Consider the following 18281-nt stretch of genomic DNA (forward strand, 5'->3'; position numbering starts at 1 on the left):
AGGGTTCAGGATTCTGGATTTGTGCTGCCTTTGAGGGCCTCTTCGCGAGCAAGCCCGCTCCCACATCTTGATCTCTGTCATACACAAAATCTGTGTTCACTGGAGATCCACTGTGGGAGCGGGCTTGCTCGCGAAAGCGGTTTAACAGGCGCCGAAGATCTTAGCTGGCAGTGGCCAACAACAAATCCACCACCGAACGGCGATGCCCACGGTGCTTGCCATGGTCATACAACGACCCGGCAATCTCATCCGCGCGAATCGGCAGGATCGACAACAGCGTGTCGCTCAAACCGTGGCTCGCCTGGCAGAAGCCCTGCATATAGATGCCGGCCTTGCAGCGCTCGTCAGTGATCAGTTTGTAGTTGCGATCCACCTCGAAATCACCCAGGTATTGCTCCAGCGGCGCCAGCAATTTGCGGTGCATCTGGCGCTCGTAGCCGGTGGCCAATACCACGGCATCGTACAGACGAACCGCGACTTCACCGGTGGCATTGTTGCGCACCGCCAGTTCGATGCCGCGCTCGGTGGCGGTGGCTTTCTCGATAGTGGTCAGGGTACGGAAGGTGTGACGCGCGATACCCGAGACTTTCTGGCGATAGAAAATGCCGTAGATGCGTTCGATCAGGTCGATGTCCACCACCGAATAGTTGGTGTTGTGGTACTCGTTGACCAGACGCTCACGCTCGCTGCTCGCCTGCTGGAACACCAGGTCGGTGAACTCCGGCGAGAACACTTCGTTGACGAACGGGCTGTCATCCGCTGGCTTCAGCGCCGAGCCACGCAGAATCATGTCGACCTGCACGGACGGGAAGCTGTCGTTCAAATCGATGAAGGCTTCCGCCGCGCTCTGGCCGCCGCCAATGATCGCAATGCTCATCGGCTGATTGTTCACGCAAGGCTGCTTGGCCATCTGCGCCAGGTACTGCGAGTGGTGGAACACGCGGCCGTCATCCTTCAGCGCCTTGAACGCTTCGGGAATGCGCGGCGTACCGCCGGCACTCACCACCACCGAACGGGTGGTGCGCGCGTGTTGATGCCCTTGGGTATCGCGAGAGATCACCCGCAGCGCCTCGACCTGCTGGTTGTGCAGCACCGGCTCGATGCTCAGCACTTCTTCGCCGTAGCGGCTCTGGGCTTCAAACTGACCGGCGACCCAGCGCAGGTAGTCGTTGTACTCCATGCGGCACGGGTAAAAGGTGCCGAGGTTGATAAAGTCCACCAGACGGCCGTGATGCTTGAGATAGTTGACGAACGAGTACGGGCTGGTCGGGTTGCGCAGGGTTACCAGGTCCTTGAGGAAGGAGATCTGCAACTCGCTCTGGGTCACCAGGGTGTTGCCGTGCCAGCGGTAGTCCGCCTGCTTGTCGAGAAACAGAACATCCAGCTCGCCCTGGGTCGGCCCGCGCTCTTGCAGAGCGATGGCCAGCGCCAGGTTCGAAGGGCCGAAACCGACGCCGATCAGGTCGTGAACGATGGGCGATGCAATTGCCTGTGTCATTTCCAGTGTCCTCTGGATGAACCCCTCAACAAGGGGAATAAGCCTAAGTGACCTGATGCAGGACAGCAGGTCGTCTGTTGAGTAGGAACGAGGACAATGAAAAAAAATTTAGAGAGAAGGGATCAATGGGCGTCCCACTGGCGCATCCGCACGCGGCAATGTTTCATGGCATTGACGATGTGCTTCTCCACCAGCGCGCGCGAGATACCGAGGTGGTCGGCAATTTCCGGGTGCGACAGGCCATCGATCTTGCGCAGCAGAAAACTTTCGCGACACAACCGCGGCAATTCCGCCAGGGCACGCTGGAGCATCTCCAGGCGCTGGCCATGATCGAGGCAGTTGTGCGGGGACGGTGTGAAGTAGCGCTCTTCGTTGTCGAGCACGTCCAGCGATTCGACCTGGCGCAAGGCGTTGCGGCGATGATCGTCGATCACCAGGTTCAGCGCGGTGCGATAAAGGAAGGCCCGGGGCTGCTCGATCGGCGTGTCACTGGAACGCTCCAGCACCCGCAGATAAGCGTCATGCACCACATCTTCGGCCACCTGACGGTTGCCTAGCTTGGCGTTCAGGAAACACACCAGCTCGCGATAGTAGTTTTCCAACATGACTCCCGGCCGCACAGGGTGCGGTTTCTATCCTTGAGCCACTTCTGCGACCGCACAAATGGGCAGTGGCAAGATGGTGGCAGTTCGAGCCGCGTAATTTATAGTAATTCTCATATAGATTTAAAGTGTTGCTTTGACTTACCCGATAAATAGTCATGTGCTACACCTGTGGCGATGGGATTTATCCCCGTTTGTATCGACCTGTTTCCGCACCTAAATTCCCCGCGACTTTCCTCGTTTACAGGACAGCTCCCCGTGTCTGTCGGCTCCCCGACAGCGTTCGCCTGCCGCCGTTTTTCGTGCGCAGGTTGAACGACGGGCCGATACCCATTGGCCGGAACCCTGCATGAAACGTCCCCGACAGACCCGACGCGCCCTGCTTTTAGCACTTTGTCTGATCCCCGTTATCGCCATCGCCACCTGGCAAGTGATCCCGCCGGGCCGGGATAAATTCGCCACCGTGCAAGTCAGCCGTGGCGACATTGAAAGCAGCGTCACCGCGCTGGGCACCCTGCAGCCACGGCGTTATGTCGACGTCGGCGCCCAGGCGTCCGGGCAGATCCACAAGATCCACGTGGAAGTCGGCGACGTGGTCAAGGAAGGCCAACTGCTGGTGGAGATCGATCCGTCCACCCAGCAGGCCAAACTCGACGCCGGGCGCTTCTCCATCGAGAACCTCAAGGCGCAGCTCCAGGAACAACGGGCACAGCACGAACTGGCCCGGCAGAAATTCCAGCGCCAGCAGAACCTCAAGGCCGGCGGCGCGACCCGCGAAGAAGACGTGCAGACCGCCCAGGCCGAACTGCGCGCCACCCAGGCCCGCATCGACATGTTCCAGGCGCAGATCCGCCAGGCCCAGGCCAACCTGCGCAGCGATCAGGCCGAACTCGGTTACACGCGGATTTACGCACCGATGTCCGGCACCGTGGTCGCCCTCGACGCTCGGGTCGGCCAGACCCTCAATGCTCAGCAGCAAACACCGTTGATCCTGCGCATCGCCAATTTGTCACCGATGACGGTGTGGGCCGAAGTGTCGGAAGCCGACATCGGCCACGTCAAACCCGGCATGACCGCCTGGTTCACCACCCTCAGTGGCGGCAACCGGCGCTGGAGCAGCAACGTGCGGCAGATTCTGCCGGTGCCGCCCAAGCCGCTGGACCAGACCAGCCAGGGCGGCGGCAGCCCGGCCAGTTCGAGCAAAAGCGGCAGCGCCCGCGTGGTCCTGTATACGGTGTTGCTGGACGTCGATAACGCCGACAACGCGTTGATGGCGGAAATGACCACCCAGGTATTCTTCGTTTCGGATCAGGCGAAAAACACCCTGACCGCGCCGGTCGCGGCGTTGCAGGCCGGCACTGAAGCGAACAGGCAAATCGCCCAGGTCGTCGCTGAAAACGGCAGCCTCCAGCAGCGTGATGTGCGCACAGGAATCAGCGACCGTCTGCGGGTGCAGATCCTCGACGGCTTGCAGGAAGGCGATCATCTGCTGATCGGCCCGGCCGATGGGAGTGGCGGCTGAATGCAGACGCCTCTGATCGACCTGCAGGACATCCGCAAAGCCTACGGCGGCGGCGATTCACCGGAAGTTCACGTGCTGCGCGGCATCGACCTGTCGATCCATGCCGGGGAATTCGTGGCGATTGTCGGCGCGTCCGGTTCCGGCAAGTCGACGCTGATGAACATCCTCGGTTGCCTCGACCGCCCGACCTCGGGCGAATACCGTTTCGCCGGGCAAAACGTCGCCGCCCTCGACAGCGACGAGCTGGCCTGGCTGCGCCGCGAAGCCTTTGGTTTTGTGTTCCAGGGTTATCACCTGATCCCGTCCGGCTCGGCCCAGGAAAACGTCGAAATGCCGGCCATCTATGCAGGCCTGCCCGCCGCCGAACGCCATGCCCGCGCCGCCGCCCTGCTCGACCGCCTCGGCCTGGCCTCACGCACCGGCAACCGCCCGCATCAGCTCTCCGGAGGCCAGCAACAACGGGTGTCGATTGCCCGCGCCTTGATGAACGGCGGCCACATCATCCTCGCCGACGAACCCACCGGCGCCCTCGACAGCCACAGCGGTGCCGAGGTCATGACCCTGCTCGACGAACTGGCGAGCCAGGGCCACGTGGTGATCCTCATCACCCACGACCGCGAAGTGGCGGCCCGGGCCAAACGCATCATCGAAATCCGCGACGGGCTGATCATCAGTGACAGCGCGGTGGACACCCCTCAAGCACAGACCTCGGCCAACCCCGGCGCGCTGCAAGCGGTGGATCTGCGCAAGCGCCTGACCGAAGGCGCCGAAGCCACCGGCGCATGGAAAGGCGAATTGGTTGATGCGGTGCAAGCCGCGTGGCGAGTGATGTGGATCAACCGCTTTCGCACGGCGCTGACGCTGCTCGGGATCATCATCGGCGTGGCGTCGGTGGTGGTGATGCTGGCCGTCGGCGAAGGCAGCAAGCGCCAGGTCATGGCGCAAATGGGTGCTTTCGGCTCCAACATCATTTATTTAGGTGGCTCATCACCCAACCCACGAACGCCGCAGGGCATCGTCACCCTGGATGACGTCGCGGCGGTGGGAAGCCTGCCGCAAGTGACGCGGATCATGCCGGTCAACGGCCAGGAAGCCGGGGTGCGTTTCGGCAACCTCGACCACTTGAGCTACGTCGGCGGCAACGACACAAATTTCCCGGCCATCTTCAACTGGCCGGTGGTGCAAGGCAGCTATTTCACCCAGGACGATGAACGCAACGCCGCGGCGGTCGCAGTGATTGGCCACAAGGTGCGGACCAAGTTGCTCAAGGACGTGGCCAACCCGATCGGCCAGTACATCCTCATCGAGAACGTGCCATTCCAGGTGGTCGGCGTGCTCGCGGAAAAAGGCGCCAGCTCCGGCGACTCCGACAGCGACGACCGCATCGCCATCCCCTACTCCGCCGCCAGTGTGCGGCTGTTCGGCACCCATAATCCCGAGTACGTGGCCATCGCCGCCGCCGACGCACGCAAGGTCAAGGAGACCGAAATCGCCATCGAGCAATTGATGCTGCGCCTGCACAACGGCAAGAAGGATTTCGAACTGACCAACAACGCCGCAATGATTCAGGCCGAAGCGCGCACGCAAAACACCCTGTCGCTGATGCTGGGCTCGATTGCCGCGATTTCGTTGCTGGTCGGCGGGATCGGGGTGATGAACATCATGCTGATGACCGTGCGCGAGCGCACGCGGGAGATCGGCATTCGCATGGCCACCGGCGCCCGTCAGCGCGACATCCTGCGCCAGTTTCTGACCGAAGCGGTGATGCTTTCGGTGGTCGGCGGACTCGCCGGGATCGCCCTGGCGCTGATCGTCGGCGGCGCGCTGATTCTCAGCGAAGTCGCCGTCGCGTTCTCTTTGATAGCGGTGCTCGGCGCCTTTGGCTGCGCCTTGGTCACCGGTGTTGTCTTCGGCTTCATGCCGGCCCGCAAAGCTGCCCGACTCGACCCGGTCACGGCCCTTACCAGTGAATGATCTCTCCATGAAGCCGCAACTGAGTTTACTGACCCTCTGCCTGCTGCTCGGCGCTTGCGGCACGCCCGCCCAGCGCCCGGAAAGTGGCCTCCAGCCGCCCGCCTCCTGGCAATCACCGCACACGAAAGACGCCACCCGCAGCAATCTGCAATGGTGGACGCAGTTCGGCAGCCCGCAATTGGATCAACTGATCGAACAGGCGCGGGCCGGCAGTTACGACCTGGCCGCCGCCATCGCACGGGTGCGCCAGGCGCAGGCAGAGACGGTGGTTGCCGGCGGCTCGCTGTTGCCCGAGGTCAAGGCCGGCCTCAACGCCAATCGGCAAAAACTGCTGCGCGGCAACGGTTACAGCCAGCTCGATGCCGACAGCGACAACAAGGCCGTCGATTACTTCAATGCCAGCCTCAGCGCCACTTACGAAATCGATTTCTGGGGCGGTCAGCGGGCTTCCCGTGACAGCGCGCAATTCGCTTTGCAGGCCAGCGAGTTCGATCAGGCGACCGTGGAGTTGACGCTGCTCAGCGGCGTCGCCAATACCTACGCGCAGGCCTTGTCGCTGCGCGAGCAAAGCCGCATCGCCGAGCTGAACCTGACGAACGCGCAGAACGTGTTGAAGCTGGTGCAGACCCGTTTTGACTCAGGCTCCGCGACGGCGCTGGAGCTGGCACAGCAGAAGAGCCTGGTGGCGGCGCAACAACGGCAATTGCCGCTGGTGCAGCAACAGGCTCAGGAGGCGTTGATCGGTCTGGCCGCCCTGCTCGGCCGGCCGGTTCAGGAACTGGGGCTGGGTCAGGAGCGCTTTGATCAGCTGTCATGGCCGACCATCGCGGCCGGCGCCCCCAGCGAACTGCTCACCCGCCGTCCGGACATCGCTCGTGCCGAAGCGCAACTGGCCGCCGCGCAAGCCGACGTCACCGTGGCCCGTGCGGCGATGTTGCCGAAGGTCACGTTGAGCGCGGAACTGGGCTCGGGCGCAGATCGTGCGGCGGACATGCTGCGCAATCCTTTCTACAACCTCACCGCCGGATTGCTTGCGCCGGTGTTCAACAACGGCCACTTGAGCGCCGAGCGTGATAAAGCCACGGCGCGCCAGGAAGAATTGCTGGAGACGTATCGCGGGGCGATCATCAACGGCTTCGCCGATGTGGAAAAAGCCCTCAACAGCATTCGCGGGCTGGATGCACAGCGCCAGTGGCAAAGCGAAGAACTGAGCCAGGCGCAGACCGCCTTCACTATCGCGCAAAGCCGTTATCAGGCAGGGGCCGAGGATTTGCTGACCGTACTGGAAACCCAGCGCACGCTGTATGCGGCGCAGGATTTGAATGTGCAGCTGCGGTTGTCGCGGTTGCAGGCGAGCATTGCGCTGTACAAGGCGTTGGGTGGCGGGTGGCAGGTTCTTTGATTTGAGTTGCCAGTGAGGGCCTCTTCGCGAGCAAGCCTCGCTTCTACAGGTATAAATGATGCCCTTGTAGGAGCGAGGCTTGCCCGCGAAGAACGATAACTCGGTCTATCGGTTTAACTGGTAATCGGCTTGGCCTTCAAATGCCGTGCATACCAAGGCCGCTGTGGCACTTTGCGGAACAGGTCCGCCAGTTTCTTCTCGTCTTCACCAAAGGTGATGCGCAACGCCAGTTTCATGGTTTCCGGGTCCATCTCGACCGACTTGCCCGCCTGCAACCCCGGCGTCGTGTTGCAACCATGGGTGCTCGGCCCCAGCCACGGATCGTCCACCTCAACCCAGCGCCCCGGCGCAAACCACGCCACACCGCTGACCTCCAGACGACTCACCTCCCCCGGATGAAAACGCTCGTGAGCGCGAAACCAGTCTTCCAGGCGATCATCGATCCAGCCGTGAAAATGCCAGAACACTGGGTTCACATGGGAAGAAAACGGGTCGCCGAGAAAGTCGTTTTCTGGCGCATACCAGCGCGCGGAAAAGTCTGCCGGATCCCGGGCAAACGGCACCGGCTGGCCATTGGACGGATCACGCGGCACTGAGGCCCAGCGCATGTGCAGCCAGTCATGCAGCCCCAGCTCGACCTCGGAACCGAACTGCCCCAGGGTGAGCTTCGACAGATAACGCGGATCCCGATAGCGCGACTCCCAGACCTGGAAGTTGCTGTGATACGTCTCGGCGGTCTTGATGTCGCTGACCCATTGCGAATATTCGGCATCGTCGTCGGCCTGCCAGGTTGGCGGCAGCGCGGTGCCGTCGTGGTTGTCGCAGTAATTGGCGAAGCCGATGCGATCGCGCACCAGTTCCGGCTGCGGCAACGGAAAGTGCTGCCACGACGGCAAGTCCTGCATCGAACGCGCCGTGCCCAGCATGTGCCGGTGCATGAAGAAAAAGTCCACGCCCGAGCCATTGCGATCCTTGCGCGGGCCGCGGGCATCGCGCTCCTTGTCGCGCGGGCCGGGCTGCCAGCCGATGCCGCGCAGGGCGTTGCGTTTGTCTTCGGAGAGGGTGTGCCACTTGTCCCGCGAGGCATGCCAGAGCTGGTGAAACAGCCGATGTTCGGCGGACACCAGCCACGCCAGCAGCGGTGCATTGAGACCGGCTCGCTCGCGGGCCTCGGGGAAAACCCGTTTGACGGCGATGAAGCGATTGTCCTGGGCGGTCATCATCAACGGGCGATCGAGGTTCAATACCCGCCCACTGAGCGTGCCGCTGCCGGCGTTGCCGAAACCGGCCCAGACTTCGTCCAGCGACATGCTGAATTCGTAATCCGGCGTGCCGTTGGCGGCGTCGGCACTGACCAGCCGCCAGCTCAACTCAGCCGGCTTGGCTTCTGCCAGATCGCCCAGCACCCGGTAGCGCGGTTCATCGCCGGAGCGCAAACGCTGGGCGGTGTCGAGGAATCCGATCAGGCCGCGACCTTTGTGGCCGACGTCGAGAAACACTTCCAGTCCGTCCCGTGGCAGGCCTTCAATACCGGCGTCACGCCCTTCGAAACGAATCTGCCAGACGCCACGCAAGGTGTTCGCCAAATGCTGGCCGGCGACATCCGCCACATCGAATGAAGCTTCGCCGGGGGTGATCGTCGGATCCGGTTTCGTCCATTCGCGATGCCCATAAAAAGCCGCAGGCACGGCGGCGCCGGTCAGCGCCAGGCCTGCCATGAACCATCGTCGAGAAATCGTCATTGCCCTACCTGTGTCAGCCATGAAGCAGGCTTTATCCAAGCTAGAACGTTTGTTGCCTGCAAAAATTTAAAAGCATCGCGGGCAAGCCTCACACCTACAGGTCCTGCATTAACCCGTAGGAGCGAGGCTTGCCCGCGAAGAGGCCATCAGTCCCACTAAATTTCTAACCGGGCCACTCGTTCTTCCCAGATAGCAAAGGCCCCTGCGCCCGCACCGGGGCGGCGAACCTGACTGAGATGGCAATGACAAAACCACGTTCGAAAAAGGCTCTCTACATCGGCCTGCCGCTGGCCCTGGCGATCAGTGCCGGGGCAGGCTTTGCAGCCTGGGATTACTGGTTCAAGGACAATCCCGGTTACCCGGCCAAGGTGATGAAACAGGCCGATGAGCTGCAAGAGCGCATTCTCTCCTTCGACAGCCACGTCACCGTGCCGCTGGACTTCGGCACCGCCGGCAATGAAGCAGACAAGGACGGCACCGGGCAATTCGACCTGGTCAAGACCGGCCGCGGTCGCTTGTCCGGCGCGGCCCTGACAATTTTCGGCTGGCCGGAAATCTGGAACGGCGCCAACGCCCCGCATCGCCCAACCGCCGGTTTCGTCGACGAAGCCCGGTTCGAGCAGGAAGCCCGCTACAAAATCATCAGCACAATGGTTCGTGACTTCCCCAATCAGGTCGCCATCGCCTACACCCCGGACGATTTCCGCCGCCTGCACGGCGAAGGCAAGTTCGCGATCTTCATGAGCATGCTCAACGCCTACCCACTGGGCAACGACCTGAACGCGCTGGACACGTGGGCCGCTCGCGGCATGCGCATGTTCGGTTTCAGTTACGTGGGCAACAACGCCTGGGCGGATTCGTCCCGACCGCTGCCGTTCTTCAATGATTCGCGAGACGCCCTTGGGGGCCTGTCGGAGATCGGCAAACAGGCGGTGCATCGTCTCAACGATCTGGGTGTGATCATCGATGTGTCGCAGATGTCGACCAAGGCCCTGGAGCAAGTCGCCCAGTTGAGCCGCACGCCGATGGTCGCCTCGCACTCGGCACCGCGCGCCTTGGTGGACATCCCGCGCAACCTCAGCGATCAGGAAATGCAACTGATCAAGAACAGCGGCGGCGTGGTGCAGATTGTCGGCTTCCCGACCTACATCCGCCCGCTCAGCCAGGCCACTCAGGACAAACTCAACGCCCTGCGCGCACGCTTCGACCTGCAACCGCTGCAAGGCCTGGAAATGGCGCTGATGCCGGGCGATCCGATCATCACGGTCTGGTCCGAGCAACGCTTCGGCGAGTATGCCGGCCAGCTCTACGCCATCGTCGACGAAGAACCGAAAGCCACCCTCAAGGACTACGGCGACGCGATTGATTACGCGGTGAAAAAAATCGGCATCGACCACGTCGGCATCAGTTCCGACTTCAACGACGGTGGCGGTCTGGAGGGTTGGAAGGATGTCAGCGAAGCTCGCAACGTGACGGCCGAGCTGATCAGTCGCGGCTATGGCGAAGCCGATATCGCCAAGCTCTGGGGCGGGAATTTCCTGCGGGTCTGGGACCAGGTGCAGAAGTCGTCCAGACCGGTAGCGAAAAACTGATGCCCTCTTTTGAAAAAGCGAACCGAGCTCATGACTAACCGCCGTTCATTCCTCAAGCAGGCCGGTATTCTTGCCGCTGGCCTGCCCCTGAGCAGCGCCGTGAATCTACCGGCGCTGGCTGCCAATCCACAGCCGCTGCCCAAGGACAAATGGGCGCAATTGCGTTTGTTGTTCGATCAGGATCCGGACTACCTGCACTTTGCCAATTTTCTGGTGACGTCCCACCCACGCCCAGTGCGTGAGGCAATTGAACGCCACCGCGCCAACCTCGACCGCAACCCGGGCCTGGCGATGGACTGGGACCTGGGCGAAACGGAAAAACGCGAGCAAGCGGTTCGCGTCTGGGCCGGTCGTTACCTCAAGGCCAAGCCCGAACAGATTGCGCTGACCGGCAGCACCACGGAAGGCCTGTCGCTGATCTACGGCGGCATCCATGTGCGGCCGGATCAGGAAATCCTCACCAGCGAACACGAACACTACGCCACCAACTACGCCTTGGGTTACCGCCAGCAGAAGGACGGGGTCAAGGTGCGCAAGCTCAAGCTGTTCGAGAACAGCCACAACGTTTCGGCGGATGAGGTGCTGGATTCGATCGCCAAAGGCATCCGCCCCGAAACCCGCGTGCTGGGCATGACCTGGGTGCAGTCCGGCAGTGGCGTGAAGCTGCCAATCGGTGAAATCGGCAAACTGGTGGAGGAGCAGAATCGCAACCGCGAGGAAAAGGACCGCATCCTTTACGTGGTCGATGGCGTGCACGGATTCGGCGTCGAAGACCTCGACTTCCCCGACATGCACTGCGACTTTTTCATCGCCGGCACCCACAAATGGATGTTCGGCCCGCGCGGCACCGGGATCATCTGCGCCCGTTCCGCCGAGCTCAAGGATGTGACGCCGACGATTCCGACCTTCTCCGAAGCCACCACGTTCTCGACCATCATGACCCCCGGCGGTTATCACAGCTTCGAACATCGCTGGGCCCTGGACGAGGCGTTCAAGCTGCACCTGGAACTGGGCAAGGCCGAGGTGCAGGCGCGCATCCACGCCCTTAACACCTATGCGAAAAACCGCTTGCTGGAACACCCGCAGGTCGAACTGGTCACGCCAAACAGCCCGGACTTGTCGGCCGGTTTTACCTTCTTTCGGATCAAGGACCGTGACTGCGAAAAGATTGCCGTTCAGTTGATGGAAAACCGCGTGGTCTGCGACTCGGTGGACCGCGACGTCGGCCCGGTGATCCGCATCGCGCCAGGCCTGCTCAACACCGAAGACCACATCGACCGCTTCATGGCCTTGCTGAGCAAAACCGTCTAATGCTGCACCTGTGGCGAGGGAGCTTGCTCCCGCTGAATTGCGCAGCAGTCCCTTTCTTTGGGGCCGCTTCGCTGCCCAGCGGGAGCAAGCTCCCTCGCCACAGGGACGCCAGTTTTCTTTCAAATCGAGACGACAGATGAACCGAGATCTATTAATCGTGCCCCTCAAGGCATTCGCCCTGACCGCCCTCCTCGCCGGCCTGTTGCCAACCACCGCCCAGGCGGCCACCACCCCGCAACCAGGCAAAGTATTCAAGGACTGCCGCGACTGCCCGGAAATGGTCGTGCTGCCCGCCGGCACCTTCACCATGGGCACGCCGGACGATGAAGTCGGTCGCGAGCCCGACGAAGGTCCGATGCACGAGGTGACCTTCGCCAAACCGTTCGCCATGAGCCGTTTCCAGGTCACCGCCGGTGAATGGGACAGCTACGTGCGCGAGAGTGGCGTGACCATCGCCAACGGTGATACCCGGCCGGGTCGTGAATGCGTCGCCAGCAAACCGCGTTACCCGCAAGGCCCGCGTCAGCCGGCGGTGTGCATGAACTTCGATGACGTGAAGCACTACGTCGCCTGGCTCTCGAAGAAGACCGGGCAGAAGTACCACATGGTCAGCGAAGCCCAACGCGAATACGCCGCACGCGGCGGCAGCCAAGGACCGTTCCCCTTCCCGTTCGATGAAGGCAAGGAATACAGCATCAGCCAACACGCCAACACCTACGGGCCGGCGGACGGTTACAGCTACAGTTCGCCGGTGGGCAGCTATGCACCGAACGCGTTCGGCCTGTACGACATGCACGGCAATGTCTACGAATGGGTCGAAGACTGCGAACACCCGGACTACGTTGGCGCGCCCACCGATGGCAGCGCGTGGGTAGAACCCAACTGCGAAGCCGTGCGCATTCGCGGCAACGACTGGGGTGAAGCGCCAGTGTTCTCCCGCTCCGGCAACCGCAACAGCCAGTACCCGCAGGAGCGTGGCGACTGGATGGGGTTCCGTATCGTGCGTGAGCTTTAAACCTACACTTTCGTGCATCACCAAAATCCCCTGCGGGAGCGAGCCTGCTCGCGATGGCGGCGTAACAGTCAACGTATATGTTGAATGTAAGACCGCTATCGCGAGCAGGCTCGCTCCCACAGGGGGTGTGGGGTGTCAGTCATGTTGCTGACTACTCACCGCCAGTCGGCCGGGTTGTAAATTAACCCCTCGATCAGACGTTCTACTGGGTATCTGCCTTTATACCCAAGGAACTGTCTTCCATGACCCAGCCTCCCCGTGGCGCCATCGGCGAGTTGTTCGCCCTGTTGAAACCGTTTCGACTCATCGTCGCCGCGTCCATTATCCTGGGCATGGTCGGCGGCCTGAGTGTCACCGTGCTGCTGGCGACCATCAACAACGCCCTTCATTCGGACACCGGCCTGACCCAGGGCGTCGTTGCACTGTTCGGCGGTCTGTGCCTGGTGGCGCTGCTGAGTTCGATCTGCTCGGACATTGGCACCAACTATGTCGGCCAGCACATCATCGCCACCCTGCGCAAGCAACTGGGCGAAAAAGTGCTCTCGGCACCGATCGAACAGATCGAACGCTACCGCAGCCATCGCCTGATTCCGGTATTGACCCACGACGTCGACACCATCAGCGATTTCGCCTTTGCCTTCGCCCCGCTGGCCATTTCCATGACCGTGACCCTGGGCTGCATGGGCTATCTGGCCATGCTGTCATGGCCGATGTTTCTGATCATGGTCGTGGCAATCATCATCGGCACTGGCATTCAGTACTTCGCCCAGAGCCTGGGCATCAAGGGCTTCTTCGCCGCCCGCAACGCCGAAGACGAATTGCAAAAGCACTACAACGCCATTGCTGAAGGCGCCAAGGAACTGCGCATTCACCGCCCACGCCGCCAGCGCATGTTCAACTCGGGTATCAAGGGTACGGCCGACTTCATCTGCAAAACCCAGATCAAATCGATCAATACATTCGTGATTGCGAAGACGTTCGGCTCGATGCTGTTCTTCGTGGTCATCGGCCTGGCACTGGCCCTGCAATCGTTCTGGCCGAGCGCCGACAAATCGGTGATGAGCGGTTTTGTCTTGGTGTTGCTGTACATGAAAGGGCCACTGGAACATCTGGTCGGCACATTGCCGATTGTCAGTCGTGCGCAGATTGCCTTCCGCCGCATTGCCGAACTGTCCGAGCAATTCTCTTCGCCGGAACCGCACCTGCTGCTCAGCGACCAGGGTAAAAAAGCTTCGCCGGTGCACAGCCTGGAACTCAGCGATGTGCGTTACACCTTCCCTGCCGCACCGGGCAGCAACGCCTTTTCCCTGGGGCCGGTCAACCTGAAAATCGAACAAGGCGACATCATCTTCATCGTCGGCGAGAACGGTTGCGGCAAGACCACCCTGATCAAATTGCTGTTGGGACTTTACCCGCCGCAGCATGGGGAAATCCGCCTCAACGGGGAGATCATCAGCGCCGTCAACCGCGACGATTACCGTCAGTTGTTCACCACGATCTTTGCCGACTACTACCTGTTCGACGACGTGGTGCAGGGCGACACGCACATTCCCGAAGACGCGAACAAATATCTGCAACGCCTGGAAATTGCCCACAAGGTCAGCGTCCAGGACGGCCGCTTCACCACGACTGACCTTTCGACCGGCCAGCGCAAGCGGCTGGCGCTGGTCAACGCCTGGCTGGAAGAACGGCCAGTGTTGGTGTTCGACGAATGGGCAGCCGACCAGGATCCGACATTCCGGCGGATTTTCTACACCGAGCTGCTTCCAGACCTCAAGCGCCTGGGCAAGACGATCATCGTGATCTCTCACGACGACCGCTATTTCGACGTTGCTGACCAGTTGGTGCGCATGGAAGCAGGACAAGTAATGACGGCCCTCAACCCAGCCTGATACGACCCCGCAGCGCGTTTAATCAAGGCAAAAACGGTCCCGCACGCTCGCGATAGCAAATAAGTTCGCGATTTGCGGGATTTTTTTCCGGTTTTTCTGCGGTGTTGCGTCTAATTATCATTAACTAATAAAACTGCCCACGTACTTCAGGAGCATTCCGAGCGATGCAAAGCTTAACGTTGTCCCGCGCACCTCTGGCATTGGCCGTCTCCCGACAAAATCCCCGCCGCACCGTATTGTCCGGCGCCCTGCTGACCCTGCTGTTGCTGGGCACCACACAGGTACAAGCGACCCCGGTCGATGTGAATGTACCGGCGCAGCCGCTGTCCAGCGCACTGCAGCAATTGGGTCAACAAGCCAACCTGCAAATTCTCTACAGCCCGGAGACGTTGTCGGGCCTGAAATCGAGCGCGGTGTCCGGTCACCTGGAACCGGAACAGGCGCTTAATAACTTGCTGCTGGGGAGCGGCATCACATTCCAAATGACCGGCAACACGGTCTCGCTGATTCCGCCGGCAGGTACCGGCAGCGCGCTGGAGCTCGGCGCGGTATCGATTTCCGGCAAGGCGCCGGGGTCGACCACCGAAGGCACCGGGCTCTACACCACGTACTCGTCCAGTAGTTCGACGCGTCTGAACCTGACCCCCAAAGAAACACCACAGTCGCTGACCGTCATGACCCGTCAGCGTCTGGACGATCAGCACCTGACCAACCTCAGCGACACCCTTGACGCCACTCCCGGCATCATCGTGTTGCGCGACGGCCAGGGTGCCGAATCCGACGGTTACTTCTCCCGTGGTTTCGAGATTCAGAACTTCGAAATCGACGGCGTCCCCACCGTCAAGCGCATGGACAACTACACCCAGAGCATGGCCATGTACGACCGCGTTGAAGTCGTGCGCGGTGCCACCGGCCTGATCAGTGGCCTGGGCAGCCCATCGGCGACCATCAACCTGATCCGCAAACGCCCGACGGCCGAGGCCCAGGCGAGCATCACCGGTGAAGCCGGCAACTGGGACCGCTACGGCAGCGGCTTCGACGTCTCCGGCCCATTGAACGAAACCGGCAACATTCGCGGCCGCCTGGTCGCCGACTTCAAGACCGAGCAATCCTGGATCGACCGCTACAAACAGGATTCGCAACTGGTCTATGGCATCACCGAGTTCGACCTGAACGAAAGCACCCTGCTGACCATGGGTTTCAGCTACCAGCAAACCGACGTTGACTCGCCGATGCGTTCCGGCCTGCCGACCCGTTTCTCCGACGGCTCGCGCACCAATCTCAAACGTTCGCTGAACTCGGCACAGACCTGGTCTTACAACGACCACGAACAGACGAGCTACTTCACCTCGATCGAACACCAGTTCGACAACGGCTGGAGCGGCAAGGTCGAGTTCACTCACTCCGAGAACAAATTCGACGAGGTGTTCAACTACGTCAACGGCAGCCTCAACCCCGACGGCAGTGGCACCACGCAGTTGCCGGTTCGCTTCTCCGGCACACCACGTCAGAACAACCTCGACGCCTACCTCACCGGGCCGTTCAGCCTGCTGGGGCGCGAGCACGAGCTGATCGCCGGCGTGACGCTGTCCAACTACTACGAAAACGTGCCGAACTACGGTGGCTGGAAATATGACTATTCGGGCTCTCCGGCTGGCGCCATCGACAACCTGCTGAACTGGAACGGCGACTCGGTCAAACCGGACTTCGCTGTCACCGGCAAAAGCACCACCGACGAAACCCAGTACGCGGCTTACCTGGCCACCCGTCTGCACGTCACCGACGACCTGAGCGTGCTGTTGGGCAGCCGCGTCATCGACTGGCATCGCGAGATTGAAGACAAGCCATACGGTGCGGCAGAGACCAAGACCAAAGAGTCCGAAACCGGCGTGTACATCCCGTACACCGGCGTGGTTTATGACCTGAACGACACTTGGTCGCTGTACGCCAGCTACACCAAAATCTTCAACCCGCAATCGTCCTGGGTTCGCGACGTCAACAACAAACCCCTGGACCCGATGGAGGGCACCGGCTACGAGGTCGGTATCAAGGGCAGTCACTTCGACGGCAAGTTGAACTCCAGCGTCGCGCTGTTCAAGCTTGAACAGGACAACCTGGCCATCTGGATCGATACCCCTGGCGGCAACACCTACAAGTCCGAGCAAGGCACCACCACCAAAGGTGTCGAGTTCACGCTTGACGGTGAACTGGCCGAAGGCTGGCAGGCGTCTGCCGGCTATGCCTACGCCGTCAGCACCGACTCCGATGACCAGCGCATCGTCACGACCCTGCCCCGTCACAGCCTCAAGACGTTCACCAGCTATCGCCTGCCTGGCGTGCTGGACAAGGTCACCCTCGGTGGTGGCGTGAACTGGCAGAGCAAGACGGGCAACGACCTGCACACCTTCACCCAGGGCAGCTACGCTGTTACCAACCTGCTGGCCCGCTATGACATCAGCAAAAACCTGAGTGCCTCGGTCAACCTGAACAACGTGTTCGACCGCGAGTACCTGAGCTACGCCGGCGACCACGGCATGTACGGCGCACCGCGCAACATCATGACGGGCTTCAAGTACAACTTCTGATTCAACAGGCGTAACAAAAAAGCGCACCGGCGAAACCGGTGCGCTTTTTTTATGGGTGATGGTTTTGTAAGGCCGTACGGCTAATAAAAAAGTCACCAAGCCACACTCCTGCAGCTTGGTGACCTGCAATCCTTTTTTTCAGGCAACTACCGGATACATCCCACCTCGCAACACGCCAACCAACACCTGATAAATTTCCTCAACTTCCTCGGTCACCATGCGCATACGCAAAAAGTCATGCACATGCCCCGCAAACTCACGACACGCCAACAGACCATTCACACCCGCCAGACGCTCGGCGTAAGCCCGTCCCTCGTCCACCAGCGGATCGAAGCCCGCCAGTGCCACATAGGCAGGCGCCACGTCCTTGAGGTCGGGACACAACAGTGGTGAGAAGCGCCAGTCGCTGCGATCCTCGATGCTGCGCGCGTAGTGCTGGTAAAACCATTCCAGGGTATCGCTTTCCAGCAGGTAACCCTCGCCCAGCAGGTCCATGGATTCGCGTCGCTGCGAAGCATCGGTCACCGGATAGCACAACAGTTGCAGGCACGGTTTCAACGCATCCGGTTCGCGCGCCTCGAGTGCCAACACTGTCGCCAGGGTGGCGCCGACGCTGTCACCGCCAAACACCAGACGCGTCAGGTCGAGACCAAACTCGCCGGCCTGGCTGCGCAACCAGTCCAGCGCGTCGGCGCAGTCGTGCAGCGCCGTGGGGAATTTATGCTCGGGTGCGCAGCGGTAGCCCACCGACAACACCGCACACGGGGTACGCGCGCAAAACTCACGGCAGATGCCGTCGTGGGAGTCGAGGCTGCCGACCACAAAGCCACCGCCGTGCAAGAACAACAGCACGGGTAGCGCGGTGGTGCGTTGCAACGGACGGTACAGGCGCAAGGCCAGGACACTGCCGTCACGGGCGATGTGCTGCATCTCGCTCACTTCGACGTCCGGTGCCGCCCAGCGCATCTGTTGCGAGGACTCTTCGAACGCCTGTCGCGCCTGCTCGGGCGTCGAGCGGTGGAAAGCCATGGCGCCGTCCTGATTGTCTTCGATCAGATCGAGAAACGCGGCCACTTCAGAATTCAATGACATGAATAACATCCCGGGTCGATGCTCCTCAAGAGCGATCGACCCTTTGAGTAAAGG

General features: G+C 61.3%; 12 protein-coding genes. 8 read left to right on the top strand and 4 right to left on the bottom strand.

What is annotated here, in order from left to right:
- Nucleotides 1-160: 160 nt before the first annotated feature.
- Complete coding sequence (locus ACA068_RS19820) at nucleotides 161-1498, bottom strand: lysine N(6)-hydroxylase/L-ornithine N(5)-oxygenase family protein (RefSeq protein ID WP_497304166.1); 1338 nt, start codon at nucleotides 1496-1498, stop codon at nucleotides 161-163.
- 122 nt (nucleotides 1499-1620) lie between these two features.
- Nucleotides 1621-2103, bottom strand: a complete 483-nt coding sequence (locus ACA068_RS19825) for a sigma-70 family RNA polymerase sigma factor (RefSeq protein ID WP_497304168.1) — start codon at nucleotides 2101-2103, stop codon at nucleotides 1621-1623.
- 346 nt (nucleotides 2104-2449) lie between these two features.
- Between ACA068_RS19825 and ACA068_RS19830 the strand changes: the two genes are divergently transcribed.
- Genes ACA068_RS19830 through ACA068_RS19840 form a run of 3 tightly spaced genes read left to right on the top strand, consistent with a single transcriptional unit; the run spans nucleotide 2450 to nucleotide 6998 of the window.
- Nucleotides 2450-3622 (top strand): efflux RND transporter periplasmic adaptor subunit, encoded by a 1173-nt coding sequence (locus ACA068_RS19830; RefSeq protein ID WP_497304170.1) that lies wholly within the window; start codon nucleotides 2450-2452, stop codon nucleotides 3620-3622.
- Complete coding sequence (locus ACA068_RS19835; RefSeq protein WP_497304172.1) at nucleotides 3623-5596, top strand: MacB family efflux pump subunit; 1974 nt, start codon at nucleotides 3623-3625, stop codon at nucleotides 5594-5596. It abuts the gene before it with no gap.
- Nucleotides 5597-5603: 7 nt separating this feature from the next.
- A complete protein-coding gene (locus tag ACA068_RS19840; RefSeq protein WP_497304174.1) occupies nucleotides 5604-6998 on the top strand; it encodes an efflux transporter outer membrane subunit in 1395 nt (464 codons plus the stop codon).
- 113 nt (nucleotides 6999-7111) lie between these two features.
- Here the strand turns inward: ACA068_RS19840 and pvdP are convergent, their stop codons facing one another.
- Nucleotides 7112-8740, bottom strand: coding sequence for a pyoverdine maturation tyrosinase PvdP (gene pvdP / locus ACA068_RS19845; RefSeq protein WP_497304176.1), 1629 nt, complete (start codon nucleotides 8738-8740; stop codon nucleotides 7112-7114).
- A 242-nt stretch (nucleotides 8741-8982) separates the two neighbouring features.
- Between pvdP and pvdM the strand changes: the two genes are divergently transcribed.
- From pvdM to ACA068_RS19870, 5 genes are all read left to right on the top strand, one after another.
- Nucleotides 8983-10332, top strand: coding sequence for a pyoverdine-tailoring dipeptidase-like protein PvdM (gene pvdM / locus ACA068_RS19850; RefSeq protein WP_497304178.1), 1350 nt, complete (start codon nucleotides 8983-8985; stop codon nucleotides 10330-10332).
- 30 nt (nucleotides 10333-10362) lie between these two features.
- Nucleotides 10363-11643 (top strand): pyoverdine-tailoring periplasmic protein PvdN, encoded by a 1281-nt coding sequence (gene pvdN, locus ACA068_RS19855; protein ID WP_497304180.1) that lies wholly within the window; start codon nucleotides 10363-10365, stop codon nucleotides 11641-11643.
- Nucleotides 11644-11779: 136 nt separating this feature from the next.
- Nucleotides 11780-12658, top strand: coding sequence for a dihydropyoverdine dehydrogenase (gene pvdO / locus ACA068_RS19860; RefSeq protein ID WP_497304182.1), 879 nt, complete (start codon nucleotides 11780-11782; stop codon nucleotides 12656-12658).
- A 242-nt stretch (nucleotides 12659-12900) separates the two neighbouring features.
- Complete coding sequence (locus ACA068_RS19865) at nucleotides 12901-14550, top strand: cyclic peptide export ABC transporter (protein WP_497304184.1); 1650 nt, start codon at nucleotides 12901-12903, stop codon at nucleotides 14548-14550.
- A 164-nt stretch (nucleotides 14551-14714) separates the two neighbouring features.
- The gene (locus tag ACA068_RS19870) at nucleotides 14715-17135 is read left to right on the top strand and encodes a TonB-dependent siderophore receptor (protein WP_497304186.1); all 2421 of its coding nucleotides are present in this window, start codon (nucleotides 14715-14717) and stop codon (nucleotides 17133-17135) included.
- 138 nt (nucleotides 17136-17273) lie between these two features.
- Here the strand turns inward: ACA068_RS19870 and ACA068_RS19875 are convergent, their stop codons facing one another.
- Entirely contained in the window at nucleotides 17274-18227 is a 954-nt protein-coding gene (locus tag ACA068_RS19875) for an alpha/beta hydrolase (protein WP_497304188.1), read from the bottom strand.
- Nucleotides 18228-18281 lie beyond the last annotated feature (54 nt).

This window comes from Pseudomonas sp. LBUM1660, from assembly GCF_059695935.1.

Excerpts from the sequence above, each read along its gene's own strand:
- ACA068_RS19870 (WP_497304186.1), top strand. The coding sequence starts at position 14,715 with ATGCAAAGCTTAACGTTGTCCCGCGCACCTCTGGCATTGGCCGTCTCC.
- pvdN (WP_497304180.1), top strand. The coding sequence starts at position 10,363 with ATGACTAACCGCCGTTCATTCCTCAAGCAGGCCGGTATTCTTGCCGCT.
- ACA068_RS19820 (WP_497304166.1), bottom strand. The coding sequence starts at position 1,498 with ATGACACAGGCAATTGCATCGCCCATCGTTCACGACCTGATCGGCGTC.
- pvdO (WP_497304182.1), top strand. The coding sequence starts at position 11,780 with ATGAACCGAGATCTATTAATCGTGCCCCTCAAGGCATTCGCCCTGACC.
- pvdM (WP_497304178.1), top strand. The coding sequence starts at position 8,983 with ATGACAAAACCACGTTCGAAAAAGGCTCTCTACATCGGCCTGCCGCTG.
- ACA068_RS19830 (WP_497304170.1), top strand. The coding sequence starts at position 2,450 with ATGAAACGTCCCCGACAGACCCGACGCGCCCTGCTTTTAGCACTTTGT.
- pvdP (WP_497304176.1), bottom strand. The coding sequence starts at position 8,740 with ATGACGATTTCTCGACGATGGTTCATGGCAGGCCTGGCGCTGACCGGC.
- ACA068_RS19865 (WP_497304184.1), top strand. The coding sequence starts at position 12,901 with ATGACCCAGCCTCCCCGTGGCGCCATCGGCGAGTTGTTCGCCCTGTTG.
- ACA068_RS19835 (WP_497304172.1), top strand. The coding sequence starts at position 3,623 with ATGCAGACGCCTCTGATCGACCTGCAGGACATCCGCAAAGCCTACGGC.
- ACA068_RS19825 (WP_497304168.1), bottom strand. The coding sequence starts at position 2,103 with ATGTTGGAAAACTACTATCGCGAGCTGGTGTGTTTCCTGAACGCCAAG.
- ACA068_RS19840 (WP_497304174.1), top strand. The coding sequence starts at position 5,604 with ATGAAGCCGCAACTGAGTTTACTGACCCTCTGCCTGCTGCTCGGCGCT.
- ACA068_RS19875 (WP_497304188.1), bottom strand. The coding sequence starts at position 18,227 with ATGTCATTGAATTCTGAAGTGGCCGCGTTTCTCGATCTGATCGAAGAC.